Annotated in this window: 18 protein-coding genes and 1 pseudogene; 11 read left to right on the top strand and 8 right to left on the bottom strand. The window is 67.1% G+C overall.

Annotated elements, in window-relative coordinates; all coding sequences use genetic code 11:
* The 5 genes from MX571_RS22995 to MX571_RS20455 form a co-directional block, all read left to right on the top strand.
* Positions 1–165: DUF8022 family protein (locus tag MX571_RS22995; RefSeq protein ID WP_497007254.1), on the top strand; the 165-nt coding region annotated here is incomplete at its 5' end.
* Between the two features lie 129 nt (positions 166–294).
* Positions 295–2124, top strand: coding sequence for an acetyl/propionyl/methylcrotonyl-CoA carboxylase subunit alpha (locus tag MX571_RS20470; RefSeq protein WP_247420290.1), 1830 nt, complete (start codon positions 295–297; stop codon positions 2122–2124).
* Positions 2125–2662: 538 nt separating this feature from the next.
* Entirely contained in the window at positions 2663–4009 is a 1347-nt protein-coding gene (locus tag MX571_RS20465; protein ID WP_247420287.1) for an APC family permease, read from the top strand.
* A 35-nt stretch (positions 4010–4044) separates the two neighbouring features.
* Positions 4045–4224, top strand: coding sequence for an AMP-binding enzyme (locus MX571_RS22820; RefSeq protein ID WP_247420285.1), 180 nt, complete (start codon positions 4045–4047; stop codon positions 4222–4224).
* An 87-nt stretch (positions 4225–4311) separates the two neighbouring features.
* Positions 4312–5487 carry a CaiB/BaiF CoA transferase family protein gene (locus tag MX571_RS20455; protein ID WP_247420283.1) on the top strand — a complete coding sequence of 392 codons (1176 nt, stop codon included), beginning with the start codon at positions 4312–4314 and terminating at the stop codon, positions 5485–5487.
* A gap of 53 nt (positions 5488–5540) precedes the next feature.
* Here the strand turns inward: MX571_RS20455 and MX571_RS20450 are convergent, their stop codons facing one another.
* The 3 genes from MX571_RS20450 to MX571_RS20440 all read right to left on the bottom strand — a co-directional run bounded on the left by MX571_RS20450 (position 5541) and on the right by MX571_RS20440 (position 8708).
* Entirely contained in the window at positions 5541–5990 is a 450-nt protein-coding gene (locus MX571_RS20450; protein ID WP_247420281.1) for a MaoC family dehydratase, read from the bottom strand.
* Between the two features lie 52 nt (positions 5991–6042).
* Positions 6043–7029 (bottom strand): LLM class flavin-dependent oxidoreductase, encoded by a 987-nt coding sequence (locus MX571_RS20445; RefSeq protein ID WP_247420278.1) that lies wholly within the window; start codon positions 7027–7029, stop codon positions 6043–6045.
* Positions 7030–7118: 89 nt separating this feature from the next.
* The gene (locus MX571_RS20440) at positions 7119–8708 is read right to left on the bottom strand and encodes a long-chain-fatty-acid--CoA ligase (RefSeq protein ID WP_247420275.1); all 1590 of its coding nucleotides are present in this window, start codon (positions 8706–8708) and stop codon (positions 7119–7121) included.
* 524 nt (positions 8709–9232) lie between these two features.
* On the opposite strand from MX571_RS20440, the gene MX571_RS20435 reads away from it, so the two are divergent.
* Complete coding sequence (locus MX571_RS20435) at positions 9233–10429, top strand: 3-hydroxyacyl-CoA dehydrogenase (RefSeq protein ID WP_247420272.1); 1197 nt, start codon at positions 9233–9235, stop codon at positions 10427–10429.
* A gap of 916 nt (positions 10430–11345) precedes the next feature.
* On the opposite strand, the gene MX571_RS20430 is transcribed toward MX571_RS20435, so the two are convergent.
* Positions 11346–13337, bottom strand: a complete 1992-nt coding sequence (locus MX571_RS20430; RefSeq protein ID WP_247420270.1) for a TRAP transporter permease — start codon at positions 13335–13337, stop codon at positions 11346–11348.
* Positions 13338–13346: 9 nt separating this feature from the next.
* On the bottom strand, positions 13347–14432 hold the full coding sequence (locus MX571_RS20425) for a TAXI family TRAP transporter solute-binding subunit (protein WP_247420268.1): 1086 nt from the start codon (positions 14430–14432) through the stop codon (positions 13347–13349).
* A 213-nt stretch (positions 14433–14645) separates the two neighbouring features.
* Between MX571_RS20425 and MX571_RS20420 the strand changes: the two genes are divergently transcribed.
* Positions 14646–15785, top strand: a complete 1140-nt coding sequence (locus MX571_RS20420; RefSeq protein WP_247420256.1) for an acyl-CoA dehydrogenase family protein — start codon at positions 14646–14648, stop codon at positions 15783–15785.
* 50 nt (positions 15786–15835) lie between these two features.
* Here MX571_RS20420 and MX571_RS20415 read toward each other — a convergent pair whose 3' ends face one another.
* Positions 15836–16978: a thiolase family protein gene (locus tag MX571_RS20415; protein WP_247420244.1), complete on the bottom strand. Its 1143-nt coding sequence runs from the start codon at positions 16976–16978 to the stop codon at positions 15836–15838.
* The gene (locus tag MX571_RS20410; protein WP_247420935.1) at positions 16978–18141 is read right to left on the bottom strand and encodes an acyl-CoA dehydrogenase family protein; all 1164 of its coding nucleotides are present in this window, start codon (positions 18139–18141) and stop codon (positions 16978–16980) included. The genes MX571_RS20415 and MX571_RS20410 overlap by 1 nt, the downstream gene beginning before the upstream one ends.
* Before the next feature lie 133 nt (positions 18142–18274).
* On the opposite strand from MX571_RS20410, the gene MX571_RS20405 reads away from it, so the two are divergent.
* The 4 genes and pseudogenes from MX571_RS20405 to MX571_RS20390 form a co-directional block, all read left to right on the top strand.
* Entirely contained in the window at positions 18275–19066 is a 792-nt protein-coding gene (locus MX571_RS20405; RefSeq protein WP_247420932.1) for an IclR family transcriptional regulator, read from the top strand.
* A gap of 544 nt (positions 19067–19610) precedes the next feature.
* Complete coding sequence (gene dgoD, locus MX571_RS20400) at positions 19611–20765, top strand: galactonate dehydratase (RefSeq protein ID WP_247420929.1); 1155 nt, start codon at positions 19611–19613, stop codon at positions 20763–20765.
* A 2-nt stretch (positions 20766–20767) separates the two neighbouring features.
* Positions 20768–21619, top strand: coding sequence for an SDR family NAD(P)-dependent oxidoreductase (locus MX571_RS20395; RefSeq protein ID WP_247420915.1), 852 nt, complete (start codon positions 20768–20770; stop codon positions 21617–21619).
* Positions 21620–21696: 77 nt separating this feature from the next.
* Positions 21697–22155, top strand: a pseudogene (locus MX571_RS20390) (helix-turn-helix domain-containing protein); the annotation flags it as partial.
* A 292-nt stretch (positions 22156–22447) separates the two neighbouring features.
* Here the strand turns inward: MX571_RS20390 and MX571_RS20385 are convergent.
* Positions 22448–22861 (bottom strand): potassium channel family protein, encoded by a 414-nt coding sequence (locus MX571_RS20385; protein WP_247420912.1) that lies wholly within the window; start codon positions 22859–22861, stop codon positions 22448–22450.

Here is a 22861-nt window from a genome sequence, read left to right as displayed (position 1 = left end):
GCCGCGGCCCGCACCGCCGACGAGGAGACAGAGGAGACGTGGGACGGCGAGCGATGGGCGTTCGCCGGTCGAGTCGCGACGCTCCAGCGTCGCGACGTGCGGGTACCGCGAGAAGCACCGACCGACCCCTGGACCGCCAGCGGCCGAACCGCTCGAATGCGCTGAGCGTGTCGAGACCCCCGGAGACGCCCCGAGCAGGAGTCGACGTTCCGACGGACGCGACTCGGCACCGGTTCGCTGGTGCGTGCGTCGACCGGTAGAGTAAGGTGCGCTGCGGGGGCAGATTGGGCCGAGATGTTCGAGAAGGTACTCGTCGCCAACCGTGGCGAGATAGCGGTCCGAGTCATGCGTGCGTGTGAGGACCTCGGAGTCGCTACCGTCGCCGTCTATAGTGACGCAGACAAGAACGCTGGACACGTCCGGTACGCGGACGAGGCGTACAACGTCGGTCCCGCGCGTGCGGCCGACTCCTACCTGGACCAGGGGGCCATCGTCGAGGCCGCGCAGCAGGCTGGCGCGGACGCCATCCACCCCGGCTACGGCTTCCTCGCGGAGAACGCCGACTTCGCCGCGCGCGTCGAGGAAGCAGAGGGCGTCACGTGGGTCGGGCCGAGCAGCGACTCGATGGAGCAGGCCGGTGAGAAGACCAACGCCCGCACGGTCATGCAGGCCGCGGACGTCCCCATCGTTCCGGGGACGACAGACCCCGTCGAGACGGTCGACGAGGTCGAGGCGTTCGGGAACGAGCACGGCTACCCGGTCGCCATCAAGGCGGAGGGCGGTGGCGGCGGTCGCGGGATGAAGGTCGTCGAGGACGAGAGCGAAGCCGCTGACCAACTGGAGGCCGCCAAACGCGAGGGGGAAGCGTACTTCGACAACGACTCGGTCTACCTCGAACGCTACCTGGAGAGCCCTCGACACATCGAGGTACAGATCCTCGCCGACCACCACGGCAACGTCCGCCACCTCGGGGAGCGCGACTGCTCGCTCCAGCGTCGCCACCAGAAGGTCATCGAGGAGGGCCCCTCGCCCGCGCTCACCGACGACCTCCGGGAGCAGATTGGGGAGGCCGCTCGGCGGGGTGCGGACGAGGCCGACTACTACAACGCCGGCACCTTCGAGTTCCTGGTCGAGGACGACGACGACCGGGAAGCGGGGGACCTGCTCGACGCCGATTCGGACTTCTACTTCCTGGAGGTCAACACCCGCATCCAGGTCGAGCACACCGTCACCGAGGAGATTACGGGCATCGACATCGTCAAGTGGCAACTGCGGGTCGCCGCCGGCGAGGAACTGACCTTCTCGCAGGACGACGTCGACCTGAGGGGTCACGCGATGGAGTTCCGCATCAACGCCGAGAACGCTGCCGAGGAGTTCGCCCCGGCTCAGGGCGGTGCACTGGAGACGTACGACCCGCCCGGCGGTATCGGCGTCCGGATGGACGACGCGCTCCGGCAGGGCGACGACCTCGTGACCGACTACGACTCGATGATAGCGAAACTCGTCGTCTCCGCGAGCGACCGCGAGGAGTGTATCGCCCGCTCGAAGCGCGCGCTCCGCGAGTACACCATCGAGGGTATCCACACCATCCGGCCGTTCCACCTGATGATGCTCGACGATGACGCGTTCGTCGGCGGCACGCACACGACGAACTACCTCGACGACCACATGGACGAGACGCCCATCGAGGAGTACCAGGGGCGGTACGGTACGGAGGCGTCGAGTTCGTCGACCGAGGAGGAGACCGTCACCCGCGAGTTCACGGTCGAGGTGAACGGCAAGCGGTTCCAGGTCGACCTCGAAGAGAGCGGCGTTCCGGAGGCGTCGACTCCCCAGCGACCCACCGACGACGGCCCCGCCCGCAAGGGTGGTTCCTCGAACGACGACGACACCACCGCCGTCGCTGGCGACGGGGAGGTAATCGAAGCCGAGATGCAGGGGACGGTCCTCGAGGTGGCCGTCGAAGAGGGAGAGACGGTCGAACCGGGCGACCCCGTCCTCGTCCTGGAGGCGATGAAGATGGAGAACGACATCGTCGCGGAGATGGGAGGGACGGTCACGGAGGTGGCCGTGGAGGCCGGTAACTCCGTCGACCAGGGCGACGCCCTCGTCGTGTTGGACTGACGGTCGCGCCGGGCCGACACGGACCGAGCCGTGCCGTGGCAGTCAACCGTGGACTGGCTGGCCGACAGCGGCCCCTTCGAACCGCCCCTCACACGGGCGGTGGCGCGTCCGATTCGGTGGAACGACTGTCACTCACCGACCGCGGACGTCCGACCGACCGTGCCCGGATTCCTCGGCCGGACCGTCGGCCCGTTGCTGTCGCAGGGGGCGCTCCACTCGTAGCCCGCTTCGTGAGTGAACACGAGCAGTCCCTCCCAGCCGTCGAGGAGACACCTGGAGAGCCACTACGGACTCGTGCTCGCGTCGGGTGGCCGTCAGGTCGTCGAGGGGTCCCGTCCGTCCCGGTAACGGACCGCCGCCCTCTGCTGGTCGCCGAGTGTTCCCCGATTACCTTTCGAATCGGTCTCCGACCAGAGGACGGTCGTCGAACGCACTGCTGGTCGAGGGGCACGCGCAGGTCGACTCCGGCCACTGCGACCGACCGGACCCGAAAACCGTGGATTCATGGGGACCTCGGGCGGAGGTCGTTCACGAACGCATGACGGACCAGCCCGCCTCCGAGTCGACCGATCATCTCGGTCTGTTCGACTGTCTCCTCCTGAGTGTCGGTGGCATGATCGGCTCGGCCATCTTCGTCTTCCCCGGGTCGACGGGGCGACTCGCCGGTCCCGCTGCCCCGCTCGCGTGGTTGCTCGCCGGCCTCCTGATGACCGCCATCGCGCTCTGTTACACCGAACTCACCCTCGCTTTCCCGCGCACCGGGGCGCTCGCCATCTTCCCGTACGAGACGCTAGGGCCGTCGACACGGCTCCGGGCGTTCGCCAGCTACCTCGAAGGGGTCGGCTACGCCATCGGCTGGGTGTTCGGCATCACGGTGTCGGCGCTCGCCATCGCGGGGTACCTCGGGACGGTCGTTCCGGCGGCGGCGGGCCACACGACCGGGGTCGCACTCGCGGCGGTCGCTCTCGTGACCGCAATCAACCTCCTCGGTGGGCAGGTCACGAGTCGGCTCAACCTGCTCCTCACGGCCGTCCTGCTCGCCGTCCTCGTCGCCTTCGTCGCCGTCGCCACAGCACGGGTCGACCCGGCGAGGACCGCTCCGCTCGCCGTCGGCGGCCCAGCGTCGTTCCTCGCCGCGGTCCAGATATCGATGACCGCGTACGGCGCCTGGACGGTCGTCCCGGCCGCTATCGGTGAGATACGCGAGCCAGCGTACACCGCACCGCGGGCCATCCTGCTCTCGCTCGGCGTCACGACCGTCCTGTACGCTCTCGTCGTCTTCGCCCTTCACGGCGTGGTACCGGTAGACCAGTTCCTGGCCGACGGTGCGACGCTCCGGACACCGCTGGCGACGGCCGCGACGATACTCGGCGTCGAGTGGCTGAGGTACGCGCTGGCGCTCGGCTCGGTCGCCGCCATCTTCACCACGATGCTCGTCGGGACGATGAGCGCGAGTCGCGTCCTGTTCGCGCTCGGCCAGAACGGGACGCTGCCGTCGCCGTTCGCGTCGGTCACCACGGGGACCGGAGTCCCCAGCGTCGGCGTCGTCGCGGTCGGCGGGTCGGCGGCCGTGCTCTCGCTGTTCCCGGGGTACTTCTACGAACTGCTCGTGGTCGCGTCTATCGTCGGGACCGGCATCCCGTACGGCATCAACCTCCTCTCGTTTCTGGGGCTCAGGCGGTATCGAACCGACGTGCAGCCGTCGTTCCGGGTTCCCGCTGGCCACCTGGTCGCCGGCGTCGCCGGCGTCGGACTGGTCGTCGCGATGGTCGGCCTCGGCCTCACAGAGGTTGTTTGGTCGACGGTCGCCATCGCGCTGCTGACAGGGTACTACGCGATCCGGCGGCTCTTCGGCTCCTCGCCAGCACGGTCGGCGTCTTCGTAGCGCGAGGTGGGCGGGGCCTGCCCCGGGGGGAGATAGTGAAGGCATTCGTCACCCTCACCGCGGGCCGGGAGGCGTCGCCGGAGTTGCGCGACGAGATCAGTTCGTTCGCACGCGAGACCCTCTCGAAACACGAGTACCCCCGCGAGGTGGCGATCGTCGACGAACTCCCGAAGACTGCCAGCGGGAAGATCAAGCGGGCGCAGTTACGCGAGTGACCGGGTCGGACCGGCCTCAGCCGGCGGGTCCCCGAGCCGCGACGACGACGGCGGGCTTTATTGCATGGGTGGGCGTCAGCATGCCACATGGACCTGCAGTCCATCACGGTACTCGACCTGTCACGCCTCCTGCCCGGCCCGTACGCGACGCACCTGCTGGCCGAGATGGGGGCGGACGTCGTCAAGGTAGAAGCGCCGAACGGCGGCGACTACGCTCGCTACGCCGAGCCGACCGTCGACGGCGACTACGGGGCGATGTTCGCGGCCATCAACCAGGGCAAGGAGAGCATCACGCTCGACCTCAAGTCCGACGAGGGTCGGGAGGCGTTCCTCCGACTCGCGGCCGAGGCGGACGTCGTCTTCGAGCAGTTCCGTCCCGGCGTCGTCGACCGACTGGGAATCGGGTACGACGACGTCGAAGAACGGAATCCCGACGTCATCTACTGCTCGCTGTCCGGGTACGGACAGTCCGGCCCGTACAGCGACCGGGTCGGTCACGACCTGAACTACGCGGGCTTCGCCGGTCTCCTCGACATGACGCGTCGCGACGAGGAGGAGCGCCCTCGCATCACCGGCTACCCCGTCGGCGACATGGCCGGCGGCGTGTTCTCGGCGCTCAGCATCGTCGGTGCGCTGCTCGGTCGGGAGCTAGGAAACACCGGCGGGAACTACCTCGACGTCTCGATGACGGACGCCGTCCTCTCGTTCTCCCAGGCGGTCGGGTCGCTGGCGAACGCCGGTGAGGACCCGCGCCCGGGCGAGACGAACCTGACGGGACTGTACCCCTGCTACGATATCTACGAGACGAGCAACGGGCGACACCTGACGCTGGCAGCACTCGAGCCGAAGTTCTGGGAGAACCTCTGTGCGGCCATCGACAGACCGGAACTCGTCGACAAACACCAGTCCGACGACCCGGCGGTCAGGCGGGCCGTTCGCGACGAACTGCGCGAGGTGTTCGGGTCACGGAGCCTCGCCGAGTGGGAAGCCGACCTCGGCGAGCAGGAGGTCATGATCGGGAAGGTGAACACGCCACGCGAAGCGCTCGACGACCCTCACCTCCGGAATCGCGGCGTCGTCGACGCCGACGGCGAGGGGTTCCCCAGAATCGGGTATCCGGCCGAGGTACACCATGGGCTCTCGGGCGGGGGGGGGCAGGCCCCCGGACTGGGCGAGCAGACGAGCGACGTGCTGCGACGGTTCGGCTTCGAGGCCGCGGAGATCGACGCGCTGTTCGACAGCGGTGCCGTCGAGGGCTCCTGACGCTCCGAAGCGCTGGTCGGCGCTGCGGCCGCGACCGAACGGCCGGCGCTCCGCTACCCGTCTGGGTCGCGCACCTCGACCATCCCGAGGCCGATCCACGAGATGACGACCTCGCCGTCCTGGTTGATGCCCTCCATCTTGTTGTCGACGTAGCCACGGCTGGGGTCGCTCTCCGAGCGGCGTTTGTCGACCACCTCGACCCGGAGGTGGAGCGTATCGCCAGGCGTCACCGGTTTCCGCCAGCGGAGTTCGTCGACGCCGCGTGCCCCCATGCTCGCCTGGTCGTGCACGTACCCGTCGACCAGCATCCGCATGCAGACGGCGGCGGTCTGCCAGCCGCTGGCGATGAGTTCGCCGTACGCGGTGTCCTGGGCCGCCTCCTCGTCCGTGTGGAACGGCTGCGGGTCGTACTTCTCCGCGAACTCGACGATCTCCGCTTTCTCGAACTGGTACTCCCCGAACTCGGAAGATTCCCCGACCGCTATGTCCTCGTAGTATCGCACACTGCGAGTGAAGGATGGTACCGACTATCAAATCATGGGTCCGACCGAGCGACTACTGTAGCTGCGTTATCGTCTCCCGGACGACGTCGTCGCTCGCCCACCGGCTCGGGAGGTACGCGACGGGCGAGTCCGCACCAGCATCGACGAAGCGCTCGAAGCTCTCGGCCGCCTGCTCCGGCGTGCCACAGGCGCCGATAGCCGAGACCATCTCGTCGGTGACCGCGTCCTCCGCACCGGCCTGCGTATCTGCCTTCCAGCCGTCCTGAATCGCTTCGGCCTCCTCCTCGAAGCCGAAGTTCGCCACCATCTGTGCGTAGTAGTCACCCATCGCCCCCACGTAGAACGCGATCATCGAGCGGACGGCTCCTTCGGCGGCCTCGGGGTCCGTCTCGGAGATGCAGGTCGGCACCCAGGGGGCGATGTCGACGTCCGCGAGCGACCGGTCGCCGCGGTCGGTGCCACGCTCGACGGCCTCCAGCGCGTCGCCGACGGCCGTGTTCGGGAGCAGCAGGGGTATCCACCCGTCCGCGAACTCGCCGGTGAGCTGGCGGTTGACCTCCCCCATCGCCGCGACGTAGATGGGACAGTCGTAGGTTCGCTCCACGTCCAGCGCGAACCCGGAGAGGTCGAACAGCTCACCGTCGTACTCTACCCGGTCGCCCGACAGGTACGCGCGGACGATTTCGACGTACTCGCGGGTTCGCCTGAGCGGCTCGTCGAACTCTGCGCCGTGGAAGTTCTCGATGACCGCGGGGCCGCTCATCCCCAGGCCGACGCGGAACCGCCCGTCCGACAGGTCGGCGAGGGTGTTCGCCGTCATCGCGACCAGCGCTGGCGAGCGTGTGTAGACGTTGAAGATGCCCGAGCAGACGTCGATGGACGCCGTCCGTTCGAGCAGCCGAGTCATGGTCGGGACGGAGCTCCGCCCCCAGGATTCGCCCTGCCAGTACGTTTCGAGTCCGGCGTTCTCCGCGAGTTCGACGTACTCGACGATGTCCTCCGGAGCGTCGCCGCCGAGGGTGAGACCGTTCGCGCGCATCGTTCGTGTTGCTCCGGTGGCACTCAAACGCTTTTCGGTGGTTGCACTGCGGCCGGTCGCCGTCGTCGAGCGTCGCACACCCCGATACCCTATATCGACGACCCATCGACGTCGGACGGCTGGAGTTCGAACTTCTGAATCTTGCCACTCGGGTTGCGTGGCAGTTCGTCGACGAAGTAGTACTCGCGGGGGCGTTTGAAGTCGGCGAGTTCGTCGCGGGAGCGGCAGAACTCGTCGAGGCTGTCGGCGTCCGCCCCGCTCCCGACGACGTACGCGACGACACGCTCCCCCCACTCGCCGTTCTCCTCGCCGACGACCGCGACCGCCTCGACCGCCTCGTGGTCGTAGAGGACGTTCTCTATCTCGGTCGGGTAGATGTTCTCGCCGCCCGAGATGATCATGTCGTCGATGCGGTCGACCAGGAACAGGTAGCCGTCCTCGTTGACGTACCCGGCGTCGCCGGTGAAGAACCAGCCGTCGCGGATGGCGTCCGCGGTCAGTCCGGGACGGTTCCAGTACTCGGTCAGCATCGGTGGCCCCTGGAGGATGATCTCGCCGACGTCGCCGCGCTGGACGACGTCCGTCGGAGCGACCGGGTCGTCGGGGGATTCGGTCTCGGTCGGCGAGACGATACGTAGCTCGTGGTTGGGCGCGGCCCGACCGACGCTCCCGAGCTGGTCGTGGACCTCGTCCGGCCGGATGAACGTCGCACAGGGCCCCATCTCGGTCATCCCGTACGCAGTCGCGTAGTCCTCGCAGAACGTCTCGATGCACTGTTCGAGGAGCGTGGGCGGCATCGGGGCGGCCCCGTAGATACCGAGCTGGAGGCTGCTCCCGTCGAAGTCGGCGGCGTCTTCGGCGGCAGACAGTAGCTCCGACCACGTCCGGGAGGCGACGAACAGGTGCGTGGCCTGCTCGGCGTCGACCACGTCGAGGACTCGCTCGGGGTCGAACTGGTGGAGGACGACCGTCGTCGCCCCGAGGTTCAGTCGCGGGCAGAGACCGCAGTTGAGTTCGGCGTTGTGGTACAGCGGCATGGCCGAGACGCCGACGTCCGTGTAGTCGAGGTCCAGCCGACCGAAGTACAGCATGTTGTGGTACGTCGCGTCCTGGTGGGAGTGGACGACACCCTTCGGTCGTCCCGTCGTCCCGGAGGTGTACATGATGGCGTACTGGTCGGTCGGTGCGACCTCGATCTCGACGGGACCGTCGTCCGCAGTCGAGACGGTCTCGTGGAACCCCCTCGCGTAGTCTGGCGTCGACTCGACGTCGTCGTCGACGTACAGGTACCGGTCGACCGTCCCGAACTCGTCGCGGCCGGCCTCGACGGTCTCTCGCGTCGCCTCCTCGAACAGGAGGACGCTCGAATCCGAGTCGTCGAGGATGTAGCCGACCTCCCCCGGTGCGAGACGGTAGTTGATAGGGTTGAACACCGCTCCCGCCCGGAGGAGCCCGAACATCGCCACGACGAACTCTGCGGAGTTGTACATGAGCAGCGAGACCCGGTCGCCCGGTTCGACGCCGAGGTCCCGGAGCGCGTTCGCACACCGCGTCACTCGGCGGTCGAGTTCCTCGTACGTCAACCGGACGTCCTTCCGCGGGTAGACGACGGCCTCCCGCTCGGGGTACTTCCGGGTCGTCCGGGCGAGCGTTCCCGGTAGCGTCGGCAGGTGAGTCACGTCGAGTCACTCGTCGGACTCGCTGTTAGACCTTTCGTCGCTCGAACACTCGTCGGGGGTCGGGAGTCGGGGACGGCCGGTTCGAGAGACCTCGCCGTGCGCCGCTCCGAGCAACGACGGGAAGTGACTGGTCCAGTCCGAGATGATTCGCCAGGTCGACGTCCGGCTAGCTCCGCCTCCCGGTCACCGACGACGGCGGCCTGGCAGGGCGCTCCTGCGAACACGTCGCTCGTGTGAGAGGCAGCAATCGATTCCGCAGCCGGAAGGAACAATGGTAACAAGCACCAACATCCTGACCCGGTCGGTGCTCCAGCCATGCTGCACCTGGCCGGTGGCGTACCGTTCATAAACGCTTGTCACGTGCGACTCCCCATCCCTGGGGACACTTTTCACGAGACGCTCGTCGGCTTCCTGGTGTCGCCGCTCTCGGTAGAAGGCCACGAGTATCATCTCCAACCGATAGGAAGCAGTCCGTCCGAATCCATACAGTATCCTTTTTCTCCCACCGTCTGTGAGCAGGTAGTATGGTCGTAGACCGCACCGAGATAGAGACCGTCGCCGTCGTCGGCAGTGGACAGATGGGCCGTGGCATCGCGGCCGTCGCCGCGCTCGCCGGCTACGACACCTACCTGAACGACATCGACGAATCACAGCTCGAGGAGGCGAGCGAGCGAATCGAGTGGTCGTACGACAAGTCCGTCGGGAACGGTCGAGTGACGCAAGAGGACGCCGACGCTGCCCTCGACCGACTGGAGTTCACGACCGACCTCGACGAGGCGGTCGGCGACGCCGACTTCGTCACCGAGGCCGCAGTCGAGCAGCAAGCGGTGAAAGAGGACATCTTCGAGGACCTCGACGAAGCCACCCCCTCCGAAGCGATTCTCGCGACCAACACGTCCGGGCTCAACATCACCCGCCTCGCAGAGGTCACGGACCGGCCAGCACAGGTGGTCGGTAGCCACTGGTTCAACCCGCCGATGCTGATGGATCTGGTCGAGGTGATCATGACCGAACACACGCCCGACGACGTGGCGGGGACCGTCGAATCGCTCGTCGAATCGTTCGGCAAGACACCGATTCGCTGTCGGATGGACGTCCCCTCGTTCATCGTCAACCGCCTGATGCGGCCCTACGGTGAGGGAGCGGCGTGGATGGTCTACAGGGGAGAGCACAGTATCGAGGAGATCGATTCGGCGATGAAGTACAAGGAACGGTTTCCGATGGGGCCGTTCGAACTCGCCGACTTCACGGGCGGCATCCAGATTCGCGTCGAGGGCGAGCAGGACCACCTGACCGAAGACCGCCCCATGGCGTACGACACGGAGGTCTGTCCGATACTGCACCAGTTGTACGACAAGGGGCGGTACGGTCGGAAGTCGGGGGCCGGGTACTACGACTACGACGAACGCGACGAGCCACAGATCGCGGTCGACGCTGGCCAGGGGTTCGATACCCTGCTCGTCTGGGCGCCGATCATCAACGAGGCCGCCAAGATGGTGCAACACGATGTCGCGAGCGTCGAGGACATCGACACGGGTGCGAAACTCGGCGGCAACTGGCCGGTCGGTCCACTCGAGAAGGCAGACGAGGTCGGTGCATCGGTCGTCCTCGACCGACTGACCGAGGTCGCGAGCCGTCACGACGACACCAACAAGCAGGCCGAGACGCTCCCGTGTGACCTGCTGGTCGAGAAGGCGAAGACCGGAGACACCTTCTACTAACGGGTCACCGACAGTCGAGGCCGATACTTTCCAGGGACTCCGGGGGGTAGTCACCGTCGTCTACGTCGTCGGGCGGGAACGGATGCGTGTCGACTCCTCTCACGTCTCGCTATCTGTACACGCGTAGGCGCTGGAGTGGCCAGGAACCGCCCCCGATTTCGGTCGAGTAGCCCGCTTCTATCGAGTTCCGAGTCTCCTACGGCCCCGCGAGGGTACTCCCTTCGGTTACGATTGCATCCGCACTCTCACGTCGCGATGGACGGGTCTGACCGGTGGTCGGTCGACGGAGTCTCGACTGCTCCAGGGAGGCCAGTCGTCTGGTACGTGCTTTCGCGCCGAAGAGAATACCAGTTCTAGTGCAATACACAACCTGTCGCACAACCGAAGTCCGGTTAGAGAATATCGTGTCCAGTACTTAGCCGAGGAAGGTTCAGTGTATATTTCCACTGTATCCTTCAGCGATAGCTTATTCCCAACACTATTCACTCATCGAAAACACACTCGCCCATATATGATAGTCCAGTATTGCCATTCTGGACAATACAACCCGGTTAGAAACCACCAACACACCCCCCGTGTGGCCGACGATAGCCTCCCGACAGACGTCCGCGAAGCGCAGACGACGGTCGGTCTCGACCGCGCCGGTGAGAGTGCAGACCACTCCCAGAACGTCGAGCTACGGAATCCAGCCGGCCCTGCTCGATTGCGCCCTGCCTCCCATCGCTAGCGAGTCCGTCGCGTCGAAGCGCTCGCCATCGGTGCGAGGGGTCGGCTCGACGCTCAGGGAGTCGACCCTGTAACGAGGGTCTCGTACTCACAGATCACCATTACGACACACCCTGCACGACACCTCGCCGCGGGTCGAGCGAGGTACGCCGTCTCGTGATACAGAGGGGCGACGGGGGACGCGAGACACCTACTTCGACGGTGACACGGCGGCTGGCAGGCGGTCGAGCTGGCTCAGTCCCAGCCCGGCGAGTGCGAGCGTCGCCGCGACGACCTGTACACCGGTCATCGGGGCGTAGAGCGCGACGAACGAGAGCGCGATGTACGCCGCCCGGTGGGGCAGGCCGAGGTGGTGTTTCCCGTCGAAGCCGGTGGTCGCCGCCACCAGTGCGACGACCCCCACGAAGACGATACCCGCGTGGAGCAGCGTCGCCGGGAACGACCAGAAGATGAGACTCCGATTGGAGATGAACGCGAAGGGGATGAAGAAGCCCGGCGCACCGATGCGCAGCGCCTGCTTCCCCGTCTGCAGGAAGTCAGCGTCCGCGATGCGCGCCCCGACGGCCACCGCCACAGCCACCGGTGGCGTGATAGCGGAGAGCATCGCGAAGTAGAAGACGAAGAGGTGGGCGGTTATCTGCGGGACGCCCACCTCGATGATGCCCGGCGCGACGAGGATGACCACCAGGATGTAGGCGGCGGGCGTCGGCATCCCCAGTCCGAACAGGATGCTGAGCACCATCGCCATCAGGAGCACCGCGACGAGGACGCCGCCAGCCAGCCCTACCATACGGATGCTGATCTTCTGGGCCAGACCGGTCTGGGTGAGCATGCTGATAATGATACCCATCGCGGCGAGCACGCCGACGAGCGGAGCCATCTCGACCGCGCCGTCGCGGAAGCCCCGGAGCGTCTCCCGGGTCGTCCCGACCAGCGTCCCGACGGACGGCCCGTCGACGACGAGGTTCCGGACGTACATCGTCACGACCATCGTCACGGTCGTGTAGAGCCCGGCGCTCAGCGGCGTGAGCCGCAGGACGACGAGCGTGTAGACCAGAACGGCCAGCGGGACGGCGAAGTGCGCACCCCCCCGGAGGACGCTCCGGTCGAACTCGCCGGTCCGCTCGGTGGTCCAGCCGAAGCGCAACACGACGAACTGGACGGCGATACCGACGCTGAAGTAGAACAGCAGTGCCGGAATCAGGCTGGCCTGGATGATGCGGACGTACGGCACCTGCAGGATGTCGGCCATGATGAACGCCGCGACGCCCATCACGGGCGGCATCATCTGTCCGCCCGAGGAGGCGACGCTCTCGATGGCCGCCGCGAAGTCGTCGCGGACGCCCTGTCGCTGCATCATCGGGATGGTGAAGCTCCCGGTCGTCGCGGTGTTGGCGGCGGCGCTCCCCGTGATGGAGCCCATCGCCATGCTGGAGACGACCGAGACCTGCACGACGCCCGACCGGAGCTTGTTGCCGAGTTCCGTCCCCACGTCGAGGATGTAGTCGAGCGCTCCGTAGGTCTTCGCCATCCCGGCGAACATGATGAAGATGGCGACCCAGGTCGTCCCGACGCCGAGGATGAACCCGTACGTGCCGGTGAGCCCCACGGCTCCGAACCGGGCGACGTCCTGCCAGGACATCCCCGTGTGACCGAGGAAGCCGGGGAGCCACGGCCCGGCCATCGCGTAGGCGACGGCGACGACGACCACCGAGGTGATGGCCAGGCCGTAGGCGCGTCTGGTCGCGTCGGCGACGAGCAGGACGATGAGCGCGCCGACGACGAAGTCCATCTCGGTGTACCCGAGGATGGGGGCGTCGAACTGGAGGCGCTGGAAGTTCAGCTCGATGTACGCCGCGACGGCGACCGCGACGACGGCCCCGAGCAGCGTGAAAATCCCGTCGTACGGTCCGAGGAGCGACCGGAGGCGGCTACCGAGGGAGCCGTCGTGGTCGAGGTCGCGGTCGCGGTACGCCTCGACATCCTCGGTGCCGAAGACGTGCTTCTTCGTCTCGTAGAGGTAGAACAGGGCGACGCCGACCCCGAGGAAGAGGTTGGAGTGTCTGACCCGGACGAACGGTCGTTCGTAGGCGTAGTACAGCATGTACGCTGTCAGCGCGACGCCGATGACGTAGATGAGCCCCGAGAGCGCCCGTTCGCGGGTGACGGTTGAGTCGTTCATCGCCGGAGGCTACTCCTCGCCGCGGGTGAACTCGTCGGACCAGAGTCCCTGCTCCTCGTAGAAGTCGGCGGCGGCCGGGTGGAAGGGGATGTCGTCGTAGGCGTTCTTCAGCCAGAACTCGCCGTCGGCGAGGTTGCCGAGCAGTCCGTGGTACTCGCTGAGCCCCTCGCGGTTCTCGTACATCGTCGCCAGGAGGTCGTAGACGGCGTCGTAGCTGAAGTCGTTCCTGACGATGAAGTTGTACGCCAGCGACGGCATCATCGCCGGTTCCGGGGTGTACGCGTAGTTCTCCAGGTCGCCGGTCTCCACCTCGGTGAGCAGCAGGCCGGGTTCCTCCTGCATCTTCGAGACGACGTCGTCGCTCCACCCGAGCATCCGGAGGTCGACCGTCCCCTTCATCTCCTGGAGCCAGCCGGGTTCGACCGAGAAGTTGACGAGCGTCGCCGCGCCGACGTCCAGACGGCCCTCGCTCATGGCGCTCCCCTGCCCGCCGTAGTCGATGCTGACGCGTTCGTAGTCCTCCGTCGCGTAACTCAGCGCGGTCTCCAGCATCTCGGCCGTCCCGGAGCCACGGGGGGTCGGCGAGACGCGGCTCCCCGACTCGATGTCGGAGGCCGTCTCCCACCCGCCGTTGGGCGTCGCGAGGAACCACCCGAGGTCGTAGAGGTGGAACACCTGGTTCGGCGTGAACGTGAGCTGGTCGAACGGCTTCTCGCCGGCGTTGATCTTCGCGGCGGCCCAGTTCTGGATGTACGCTATCTGGACCTCCTCGCGGTCGAGCCGACCGATGTTCGCGTTCGTCCCTTCGCTCGGTCGCGCGTCGACGCGGACCGCGTCGCTGTTCTCGTTGACGACCGCGGAGATACCCTGGCTCATGGCGTACGCCGCCGTCGTCTCCGTCGACGTCGTCATCACCATGTCGGTCCGGCCCGACCCGCCACCGGAGCCGTTGCCGTTCGACCCGTTGCCGTCGCCGCCGCTGCCGTTACCCCCCTGGCTCGAACAGCCAGCGACACCGGCCACACCGGCCGTTGCGACGGTCCCCTTCAAGAACGCGCGACGCTTGATACTCTCAGCCGTGGAATCGCTTCCCATTCTGAATCATCATTCAGAACACCGGCATTAGTAAGTTCTGGTATCGGCTACTATCCCCGAACAGCGTTCGACGCCGCTCGACCGGGACACAACGTTGTACATCCACATCTCTTCGCGATCGCTCGCCCGCGGAGGCGCTGACTCCAGCGCTCACCACTCGCCTCGTGAATCGACCATCGGTAGGTACTTGTGAACACGGTCGGACGTCGGGCCATGGCGTTCAGCCTCAGCGACGAGCATCGCGCGATACGGCAGGCGGTCCGCGAGTTCGCCGACGAAGAGATCGTGCCGGTCGCACAGGAACACGACGAACAGGGGACGTATCCCGAGGAGATCCGACGGACGGCGGCCGAGTACGACTTCGTCGCGCCGAACATCCCCATCGACTACGGCGGGGCCGGGATGGACAAGCTCTCGACGGTCCTCGTCACGGAGGAGCTGTGGCGCGCGGACCCCGGCATCGGGTCGGCCGTCGGGTCGGCCGGCTTCGGGACGGACATGATCATCGAGTTCGGCGACGAGTGGATGAAAGAGGAGTGGCTCCCGCGCATCGCCGACGGCGAGACCGCCTCCGCCAGCGCCATCTCCGAGCCCGCTCACGGCTCGAACGTCGCAGGCATCGAGACGCGGGCGGAGAAGGACGGTGACGAGTGGGTGCTCGACGGCAACAAGATGTGGATTACGAACGGTACCGTCGCCGACGTCGCCGTCGTGATGGCGAAGACGAGCCCCGATGAGGGCCACCGCGGCATCACCGCCTTCCTCGTCCCGACCGAGGTCGAGGGCTGGAAGCCGACGAAGATAGACAACAAGCTCGGTATCCGGGCGTCGGACCTCGCCGAAATCGTCCTTGACGACGCGCGGATTCCCGAGGAGAACGTCATCGGCGAGGTGGACCAGGGGTTCTACCAGCTGATGGAGTTCTTCGCCTCCGGGCGGACGAACGTCGCCGCCCAGGCCGTCGGGGCCGCACAGGGGGCGTTCGACGCGGCGCTCGACTACGCCGGCGAGCGCGAGCAGTTCGACCAGAAGATCGGCGAGTTCCAGGCCATCCGCCACAAACTCGCGGAGATGGCGACGAACGTCGAGGCCGCCCGGGCGCTCACCTACCGCGCCGCCTCGGCCGTCGAGGAGGGCGACCAGTCGATGGCCGCGCAGTTCTCGAGTATGGCGAAGCTGTTCGCCTCCGAGCGGTCGGTCGAGGTCGCCGACGAGTCCATCCAGGTCCACGGCGGGGCGGGCTACGTCTCCGACCACCCGGCCGAGCGCTACTACCGCGACGCCCGTATCACGAAGATCTACGAGGGGACGAGCGAGATCCAGAAGAACATCATCGCCGACCGACTCCTGTAGACGCAGTCGAATTCGGGGACGCCCGACGCGCGCCGATTCAGGGGGACGGATTACGGTGCGAACAACTCGACGGCCGCACCCTGCCCGTACCCGACGCACTCCGTGGCGAGCCCGGACGACGCGTCGCGACGCCGCATCTCGTGGACGAGCGTGACCGGGAGCCGTGCCCCCGACGCTCCCAGCGGGTGGCCGATGGCGATAGCGCCACCGTTGACGTTGAACACCTCGTCGTCGAAGCCGAGTTCGCGCTGGCAGTACAGCGTCTGGGACGCGAACGCCTCGTTCAGTTCGACGAGGTCGTAGTCGTCGGCCTCGGTGCCCGAGCGCTCGAACAGCCCCTCACACGCCGGAACCGGACCGATTCCCATCACTTCGGGGTCGACGCCGGCGACCTCGTGGTTCCCCACTTCGGCCAGTACGTCGAGGCCACGTTCCTCGGCGAACGCCCGCGAGGTGAGCAGGAGGCCCGCCGCGCCGTCCGATATCTGCGCCGCGGTCGCCGCGGTGACCGTCCCGTCCTCGTCGAAGGCGGGCGGGAGCCCCGCGATGGACTCGGCCGTCGTCCCGGGGCGGAGGCCCTCGTCCTCGGTGACCGTCCCGTCGGGCGTCTCGATGGGGACGATCTCGTCGTCGAACCGACCCGCCTCGGTGGCGGCGACCGCCCGCTGCTGGGAGCGCGCGCCGTACGCGTCCTGGTCCGCCCGGGAGACGCCGTAGCGGTTCGCCACCGCCTCGGCAGTTGCCCCCATCTGGAGGTCGTCCGGGTCCCAGGCGGCCGCGATGCCGGGGTAGTTCCCGATGCCGTACTTCCGCGAGACGCGGGACATCTGCTCGACGCCGCCGGCCACGACGCAGTCGCGCTGGCCGGCCCGGATGGCGTCGGCCGCGGAGAAGAGCGCCTCCGCGGAAGAGGCACAGAGCCGGTCGATGGTCGTCCCCGGCACGGACTCGCCGAGGTCCGAGAGGAGCGCGACGACGCGGGCGAGGTTGTTGCCCTGCTCGCCCTCCTGTTTGGCGCAGCCCCAGCGAACGTCGTCCACCTCATCGCCCGAGAGTCCAGTCTCGGCGAGCATCCGGTTCACCAGCGGCACCGAGAGCTCCTCGCTGCGGACCGCCGAGAAGACGCCACCCTCCTTCCCCTGAGCCGTCCGGACCGCGGAGACGACGACCGGTTGGTGTAGCTTCCCGGCCATCACTCGTAGGCGGCGAAGCCGGTGAGGTCCTGACCCAGAATCAGCGTGTGGATGTCGTGGGTCCCCTCGTAGGTGTAGACGGTCTCCAGGTTGGCCATGTGGCGCATCGGCGAGTAGTCCGCCGTGATGCCGTTCCCACCGAGCATCTCGCGGGCGATACGCGACTGGTCGCGCGCCATCCGCACGTTGTTGCGCTTGGCCATCGAGACGTGCTGAGGACGCATCTCGCCGCGCTCTTTCAGTTCCGCGAGGCGATGTGCCAACAGCTGACTCGTCGTGATCTGCGTCGCCATCTCCGCCAGCTTTTGCTGTTGGAGCTGGAACCGGGCGATGGGACCGCCGAACTGCTCGCGGTCGGTCGCGTACTCACGAGCCGTCTCGAAGCAGTCCCGCGCCGCACCGATAGCGCCCCACGCGATGCCGTAGCGCGCCTGCGTGAGACACGACAGCGGTCCTTTCATCCCCTCGACGTCCGGCAACAGGTTCTCCTCGGGGACGTAGACGTCGTTCAGACCGATCTCGCCCGTGATGGAGGCCCGCAGCGACAGCTTCTCGTCGATCTTGTTGGTGGAGACGCCGTCGCGGTCCGTCTCGACGAGGAAACCCCGAACCGGTGTGTCCTCGGCCGACCGGTCGCGCCCCCAGACGATGGCCACGTCCGCAATCGGCGAGTTCGTGATCCATGTCTTCGAGCCGTTCAGGACGTATCCTTCGTCCTCGGCTTCCGCGTAGGTCTCCATCGCGGTGGGGTTCGACCCGTGCTGTGGCTCGGTCAGACCGAAACAGCCGACCGCCTCGCCCCGCCCGAGAGCGGGCAACCACTCGTCTTTCTGCTCGTCGCTGCCGAACGCGTGGATGGGGTACATCACGAGCGCCCCCTGCACGCTTGCCATCGAACGCAGCCCCGAATCGCCCGCCTCGAGTTCCTGCATCAGCAGACCGTAGGCGGTCTCGCTCAGGTCGGGGAGGTCGTACCCATCCAGGTTGGGCGCGTAGAACCCCAGCTCGCCCATCTCCTCGACGAGGTCCGTCGGGAACGTCCCCTCGATCCAGTGCTCGCCGACGTCCGGGCGCACCTTCTCGTCGACGAACTCGCGGGCCGTGTCGCGAACCATCCGCTCCTCTCTCGTCAGGTCTCCCTCGAGACCCACGTAGTCGAGCATACACTGGTGGGTCGAGAGGGGCTGGCTTAACGGTTCGCACCGTGTCCGCAGGTGCCACAGGTCGGATTGCGTGACTCTGGCGTTTCTCGATAGTGAATTTGATAGTTCCCCGGCCGGATTACCCTGTAGACCGATGCCAACGCGTGAACCACCGGGAGAGGGGGAAGAAGGGGCGCGGCAGACGCTCAAGAGTATCGAGAATACGTTCGCCATCGTTACAGAGCTACAGGAGCGAGAGGAGGCGGGCGTCACGGAACTCGCGACGGCGACTGGGCTCTCGAAGAGTTCCGTCTACAAGCACCTCGCGACCCTCTCGGCCGGTGACTTCGTCGCCAAGGAGGGAGAGCAGTACCGACTCGGTCTCCGGTTCCTGGACATCGGCGCGCAGGTCCGCTCTCGCCTCGACGGTGCGCACGTCATCCGGACGAAGCTCCGTGAGATAGCCGAGGAGACCGAAGAGACCGCGCAGTTCAGCACGATGGAACACGACCGGGCGGTGGTGCTGTTCCGGGACACCGGGCGACGGGGCGTCCTCACGAAGGGCAGGGTCGGCAAGCGCTTCTACCTCCACCAGACGGCCGGCGGGAAGTCGATACTGGCACAGCTTCCCGACCACCGCATCCGCGAGATAATCGACGAGAACGGCCTTCCCGCCGCGACGCCGAACACAATCACCGACGAGGCGGCCCTGTTCGAGGAACTCGACGGGGTCCGCGAGCGAGGGTTCGCGTACAACTACGAGGAGAGCACGGAGGGTCTCCGCGCCGTCGGCGTCCCCCTTCGAGAGCCGGACGGGACGGTCCTGGGAGCGTTCGCGGTCGCCGCACCGACCCACCGACTGAAGGACGACCGCCTCGAGACCGAGATCCCCGACCTCGTGAAGAGCGTGGTGAACGAACTCGAACTGAACCTCGCACACTCCTAGTCCGAGCCGTTCGCCATCGGTGGAATATCAGTCGGAACGAACCAGCAGTCCGCTCGATGGAGCTGTGACGCCTCTCGACGACGAACGTGACGAATGAGAACGAGCCGTCTGGACGGCGACGACGTCCGCCACGATGTCGATGCCGTCGACACTGGCTGTCACTGGGGCTATCAGCCGATTGGGCAGAGATCAGACCGTATTTCACGATAGCTAGTTCCTCGAAGTCCGACCGGTGATGACTGGAGTCGGTCGACCCGACCGAGCGCTCCCCGGAGCGTCGTCGGCTCGACGAGGCCGTCGACGATCTCGCTGCTGAACCGCCGCGAGACGCAGGGGCCAACTCCGAATCTGCACGCGCCGCTGGATAACACCGCTAGAGTTGTTATCTATTCGCCCGCCCCCTGCATTGGGGAGACGCCCGACGGCGGAGGTGCCGACTGTCGAGGCGATGGGTCCGACACCACGAGTACGGCGGTCTCGCCGGACGGTGACTCCGGCGGACGCGAAGGGTTATTAGCGAACGGTCAGTTGGTGGCCGTAACACATGACGAAGGTCGTCGACTACGAACTGTTCGAAGTGCCCCCCCGGTGGCTGTTCCTCCGGGTCGAGACGAGCGACGGGCTCGTCGGCTGGGGCGAACCCGTCGTCGAGGGGCGCTCGAAGACGGTCCGGACCGCCGTCGAGGAGCTGCTGGACAACTACCTGCTCGGGGAGGACCCCCACCGCATCGAGGACCACTGGCAGGCGATGTACCGCGGCGGGTTCTACCGGGGCGGTCCCATCCTCATGAGCGCCATCGCGGGCGTCGACCAGGCGCTCTGGGACATCAAGGGGAAGGCGTTCGACGCGCCCGTCCACCAGTTGCTCGGCGGCCGCGCTCGCGACCGCATCCGCGTCTACCAGTGGATCGGCGGCGACCGCCCGGCCGACGTCGGCGAGGCCGCGGGTGAGAAGGTCGACGAGGGGTTCACCGCGCTGAAGATGAACGCCACCTCCGAGATGCGCTCGGTCGACACGCCCGCGAGCGTCCAGGCGGCGGCCGACCGCATCGCGTCGGTCCGCGAGGCCGTCGGGCCGGAGGTGGACATCGGCGTCGACTTCCACGGGCGCGTGGCGAAGCCGATGGCGAAGCGACTGGCGAGCGCGCTCGAACCGTACGATCCGTTCTTCATCGAGGAGCCGGTGTTGCCCGAGCAGAACGAGTCGCTCCCGGACCTCGCCGCTCACACCTCCATCCCCATCGCGACGGGCGAGCGGATGTTCTCGCGCTGGGACTTCAAACAGGTGCTCGCCGACGGGGCCGTCGATATCATCCAGCCCGACCTCTCGCACGCGGGGGGCATCACCGAGGTGAGGAAGATAGCGAGCATGGCCGAGGCGTACGACGTGGCGCTCGCGCCACACTGCCCGCTCGGTCCCATCGCGCTCGCGTCGTGCATCCAGGTCGACGCCTGCTCGCACAACGCGCTCATCCAGGAGCAGAGCCTCGACATCCACTACAACGAGGGCGGCGACGTGCTCGACTACCTCGCGGACCCGGACGTGTTCACCTACGACGAGGGCTACGTCGACGTACCGACCGGGCCCGGTCTCGGCATCGAGGTGAACGAGGAGTACGTCCGCGAGCAGGCGGAACGGGACGTCGACTGGCACAACCCCGTCTGGCGGCACGACGACGGGAGCGTCGCGGAGTGGTGACGATGGCGGACGACACCCCATCGGACGTGACCGCGACGCCCCGTACGACCGACCCGACCGAGAACGCAGTCCCCGGCCGGTTCGACGGGAAGACGGCGCTCGTCACCGGGAGCACCCGCGGCATCGGCGAGGGCGTCGCTCGACGGTTCGCCGCCGAGGGAGCGGCCGTCGTCGTGACCGGGCGCTCGGCGGAACCCGGAGAGGCGGTCGTCGAGGACATCCGCGACGCAGGGGGAGCGGCGCGGTTCGTCCGCGCCGACATGCGCGACCCGGACGACATCGAGGTCCTCGTCGGAGCCACCGTCGAGGAGTACGGCGGCCTCGACGTCCTCGTCAACAACGCCGGCGTCCAGACCGAGACCACGGCGCAGGACGCGACGATGGACGACTGGGCGTTCGTCGTGGAGACCGACTTCCGCTCGTTCTGGCTCGGTGCGAAACACGCCGTCGAACACATGGGCCGTGGCGCGAGCGTCCTCAACATGTCCTCGAACCACGCGCTCCTGACGATGCCGGGGCTGTTCCCCTACAACGCCGTGAAGGCCGGTATCGACGGGATGACGCGGGCGATGGCGCTCGACTTCAGCAGGCAGGGTGTCCGCGTCAACACCATCAACCCCGGCTGGGTGGAGATCGCTCGCACGCGCGAGGAACTGGCCGACGTCGACCGGGAGCGAGTCGAGGCGATGCACCCAACCGGCCGCATCGGTACCCCGGCGGACGTGGCTGGCGTCGCGGCGTTCCTCGCCAGCGACGACGCCGCGTTCGTCACGGGTGCCAGCCTCGTCGTCGACGGCGGCCGGAGCGCCGTGATGGAGGACGACGCCTACGTCGACTACCGGACGAGCGACTGACACGTCTGGCCGACTTCTCCCCCCGAGAACCGGGCAGTATTCGTTAGAACTAACTACTCGAAGTTCGTTGGTGGAGTATGGACCACCTCGACGACATCACCCTCGACGAACTCCGGCGGGCACTCCGGGAGATAGAGGGAAGTACGCCGGCCCAGCGACTCACGGCGGCCATCGCGTACAAGAACGGCGTCTCGCAGACGGAGCTCGCCGAGTGGTACGGCGTCGAGCGGCGGACCATCTACAGCTGGCTGAAACGACTCGACGACGACGAGTCACTGGTGGACGCCGTCTCCGACGAGGAGCGGAGCGGTCGACCGCGAAAGCTCGACGACGAGCAGCTACAGCGGCTGACGGAGACGTTGCACGCCCCACCGACGGACGCCGGGTACGACGCCACCGCCTGGTCGCCGTCGCTCGTGCAGCGGCACCTGGAGGAGGCGTTCGACGTGAACTACTCGCTCCCGAGCTGTCGTCGACTGATGAAGGAGGCGGGACTCTCGTATCAACGTCCGCTCCGCCCCGAGGACGACTCCGACGCAGGGGTCGACACCGGCCGCTGGACGCACTGAGTAGCCCGGATTCGAGACTCGAACACGACGGCGGGAACCCGGCAGAGGACGTCACCGTCGGCGCTCGCGTCTCCTCGAACGTCGATAGAACGCGTCTCCCCGTCGACGGTTCGAGACGAGCGCCCCCTTCGAGTTACGAGAGCGTCGCATCCCGTCACGTGAGTCGATTTCAGGGTGCGTACGGCCCCCGAAGTGAGCGGGAGACGGCCCGTCGTGACGACGAGTAGTGGGCGACGGGCGAGGGCGATAATTCGAGTCGTTACTTCTGACGGAGAAGGTGGTCCGCAGCGATGTCCGCGGCGGCGGCGGCCGGGTAGACGATGTCGTCGATGGCGGCGAGGTGCTGGTAGTCGCGTTCGCCGTCGTAGGCGACGCGGGCGAGCGTCCGGATCTCCGGAGCGATTTCGCGGGCTAGCCCGCAGACGATGACGTTCGTCGGCGTGTGGTCGGTGAGCGCGGCGACGACGTCCGCGTCTGCGACGCCCGCCTCTTCGAGGATAGCACGGTCCTCGCCGTCGCCCTCGACGACGTGACCGACCTGCTGGGTCGCCAGCGTCTCGCACTTTTCGGCGTCGCGTTCGACGACGGTGACCGTGTAGCCGTGGTCGATGAGTTGCGTCGCGGTGTGTCGACCGACGCGACCGCCTCCGACGATGACTGCGGTGCCGTTCAT

This window comes from Halomarina salina (genome assembly GCF_023074835.1).
Classification (GTDB): Archaea; Halobacteriota; Halobacteria; order Halobacteriales; family Haloarculaceae; genus Halomarina; species Halomarina salina.
This window is presented reverse-complemented; position numbering and strand designations above follow the sequence as displayed.

What these genes read in the sequence shown, in the direction of transcription:
- MX571_RS20470 (WP_247420290.1), top strand. Translation starts at nt 295, where the DNA reads ATGTTCGAGAAGGTACTCGTCGCCAACCGTGGCGAGATAGCGGTCCGA.
- MX571_RS20465 (WP_247420287.1), top strand. Translation starts at nt 2,663, where the DNA reads ATGACGGACCAGCCCGCCTCCGAGTCGACCGATCATCTCGGTCTGTTC.
- MX571_RS20455 (WP_247420283.1), top strand. Translation starts at nt 4,312, where the DNA reads ATGGACCTGCAGTCCATCACGGTACTCGACCTGTCACGCCTCCTGCCC.
- MX571_RS20445 (WP_247420278.1), bottom strand. Translation starts at nt 7,029, where the DNA reads ATGCGCGCGAACGGTCTCACCCTCGGCGGCGACGCTCCGGAGGACATC.
- MX571_RS20435 (WP_247420272.1), top strand. Translation starts at nt 9,233, where the DNA reads ATGGTCGTAGACCGCACCGAGATAGAGACCGTCGCCGTCGTCGGCAGT.
- MX571_RS20430 (WP_247420270.1), bottom strand. Translation starts at nt 13,337, where the DNA reads ATGAACGACTCAACCGTCACCCGCGAACGGGCGCTCTCGGGGCTCATC.
- MX571_RS20425 (WP_247420268.1), bottom strand. Translation starts at nt 14,432, where the DNA reads ATGGGAAGCGATTCCACGGCTGAGAGTATCAAGCGTCGCGCGTTCTTG.
- MX571_RS20420 (WP_247420256.1), top strand. Translation starts at nt 14,646, where the DNA reads ATGGCGTTCAGCCTCAGCGACGAGCATCGCGCGATACGGCAGGCGGTC.
- MX571_RS20415 (WP_247420244.1), bottom strand. Translation starts at nt 16,978, where the DNA reads ATGGCCGGGAAGCTACACCAACCGGTCGTCGTCTCCGCGGTCCGGACG.
- MX571_RS20410 (WP_247420935.1), bottom strand. Translation starts at nt 18,141, where the DNA reads ATGCTCGACTACGTGGGTCTCGAGGGAGACCTGACGAGAGAGGAGCGG.
- MX571_RS20405 (WP_247420932.1), top strand. Translation starts at nt 18,275, where the DNA reads ATGCCAACGCGTGAACCACCGGGAGAGGGGGAAGAAGGGGCGCGGCAG.
- dgoD (WP_247420929.1), top strand. Translation starts at nt 19,611, where the DNA reads ATGACGAAGGTCGTCGACTACGAACTGTTCGAAGTGCCCCCCCGGTGG.
- MX571_RS20395 (WP_247420915.1), top strand. Translation starts at nt 20,768, where the DNA reads ATGGCGGACGACACCCCATCGGACGTGACCGCGACGCCCCGTACGACC.
- MX571_RS20385 (WP_247420912.1), bottom strand. Translation starts at nt 22,861, where the DNA reads ATGAACGGCACCGCAGTCATCGTCGGAGGCGGTCGCGTCGGTCGACAC.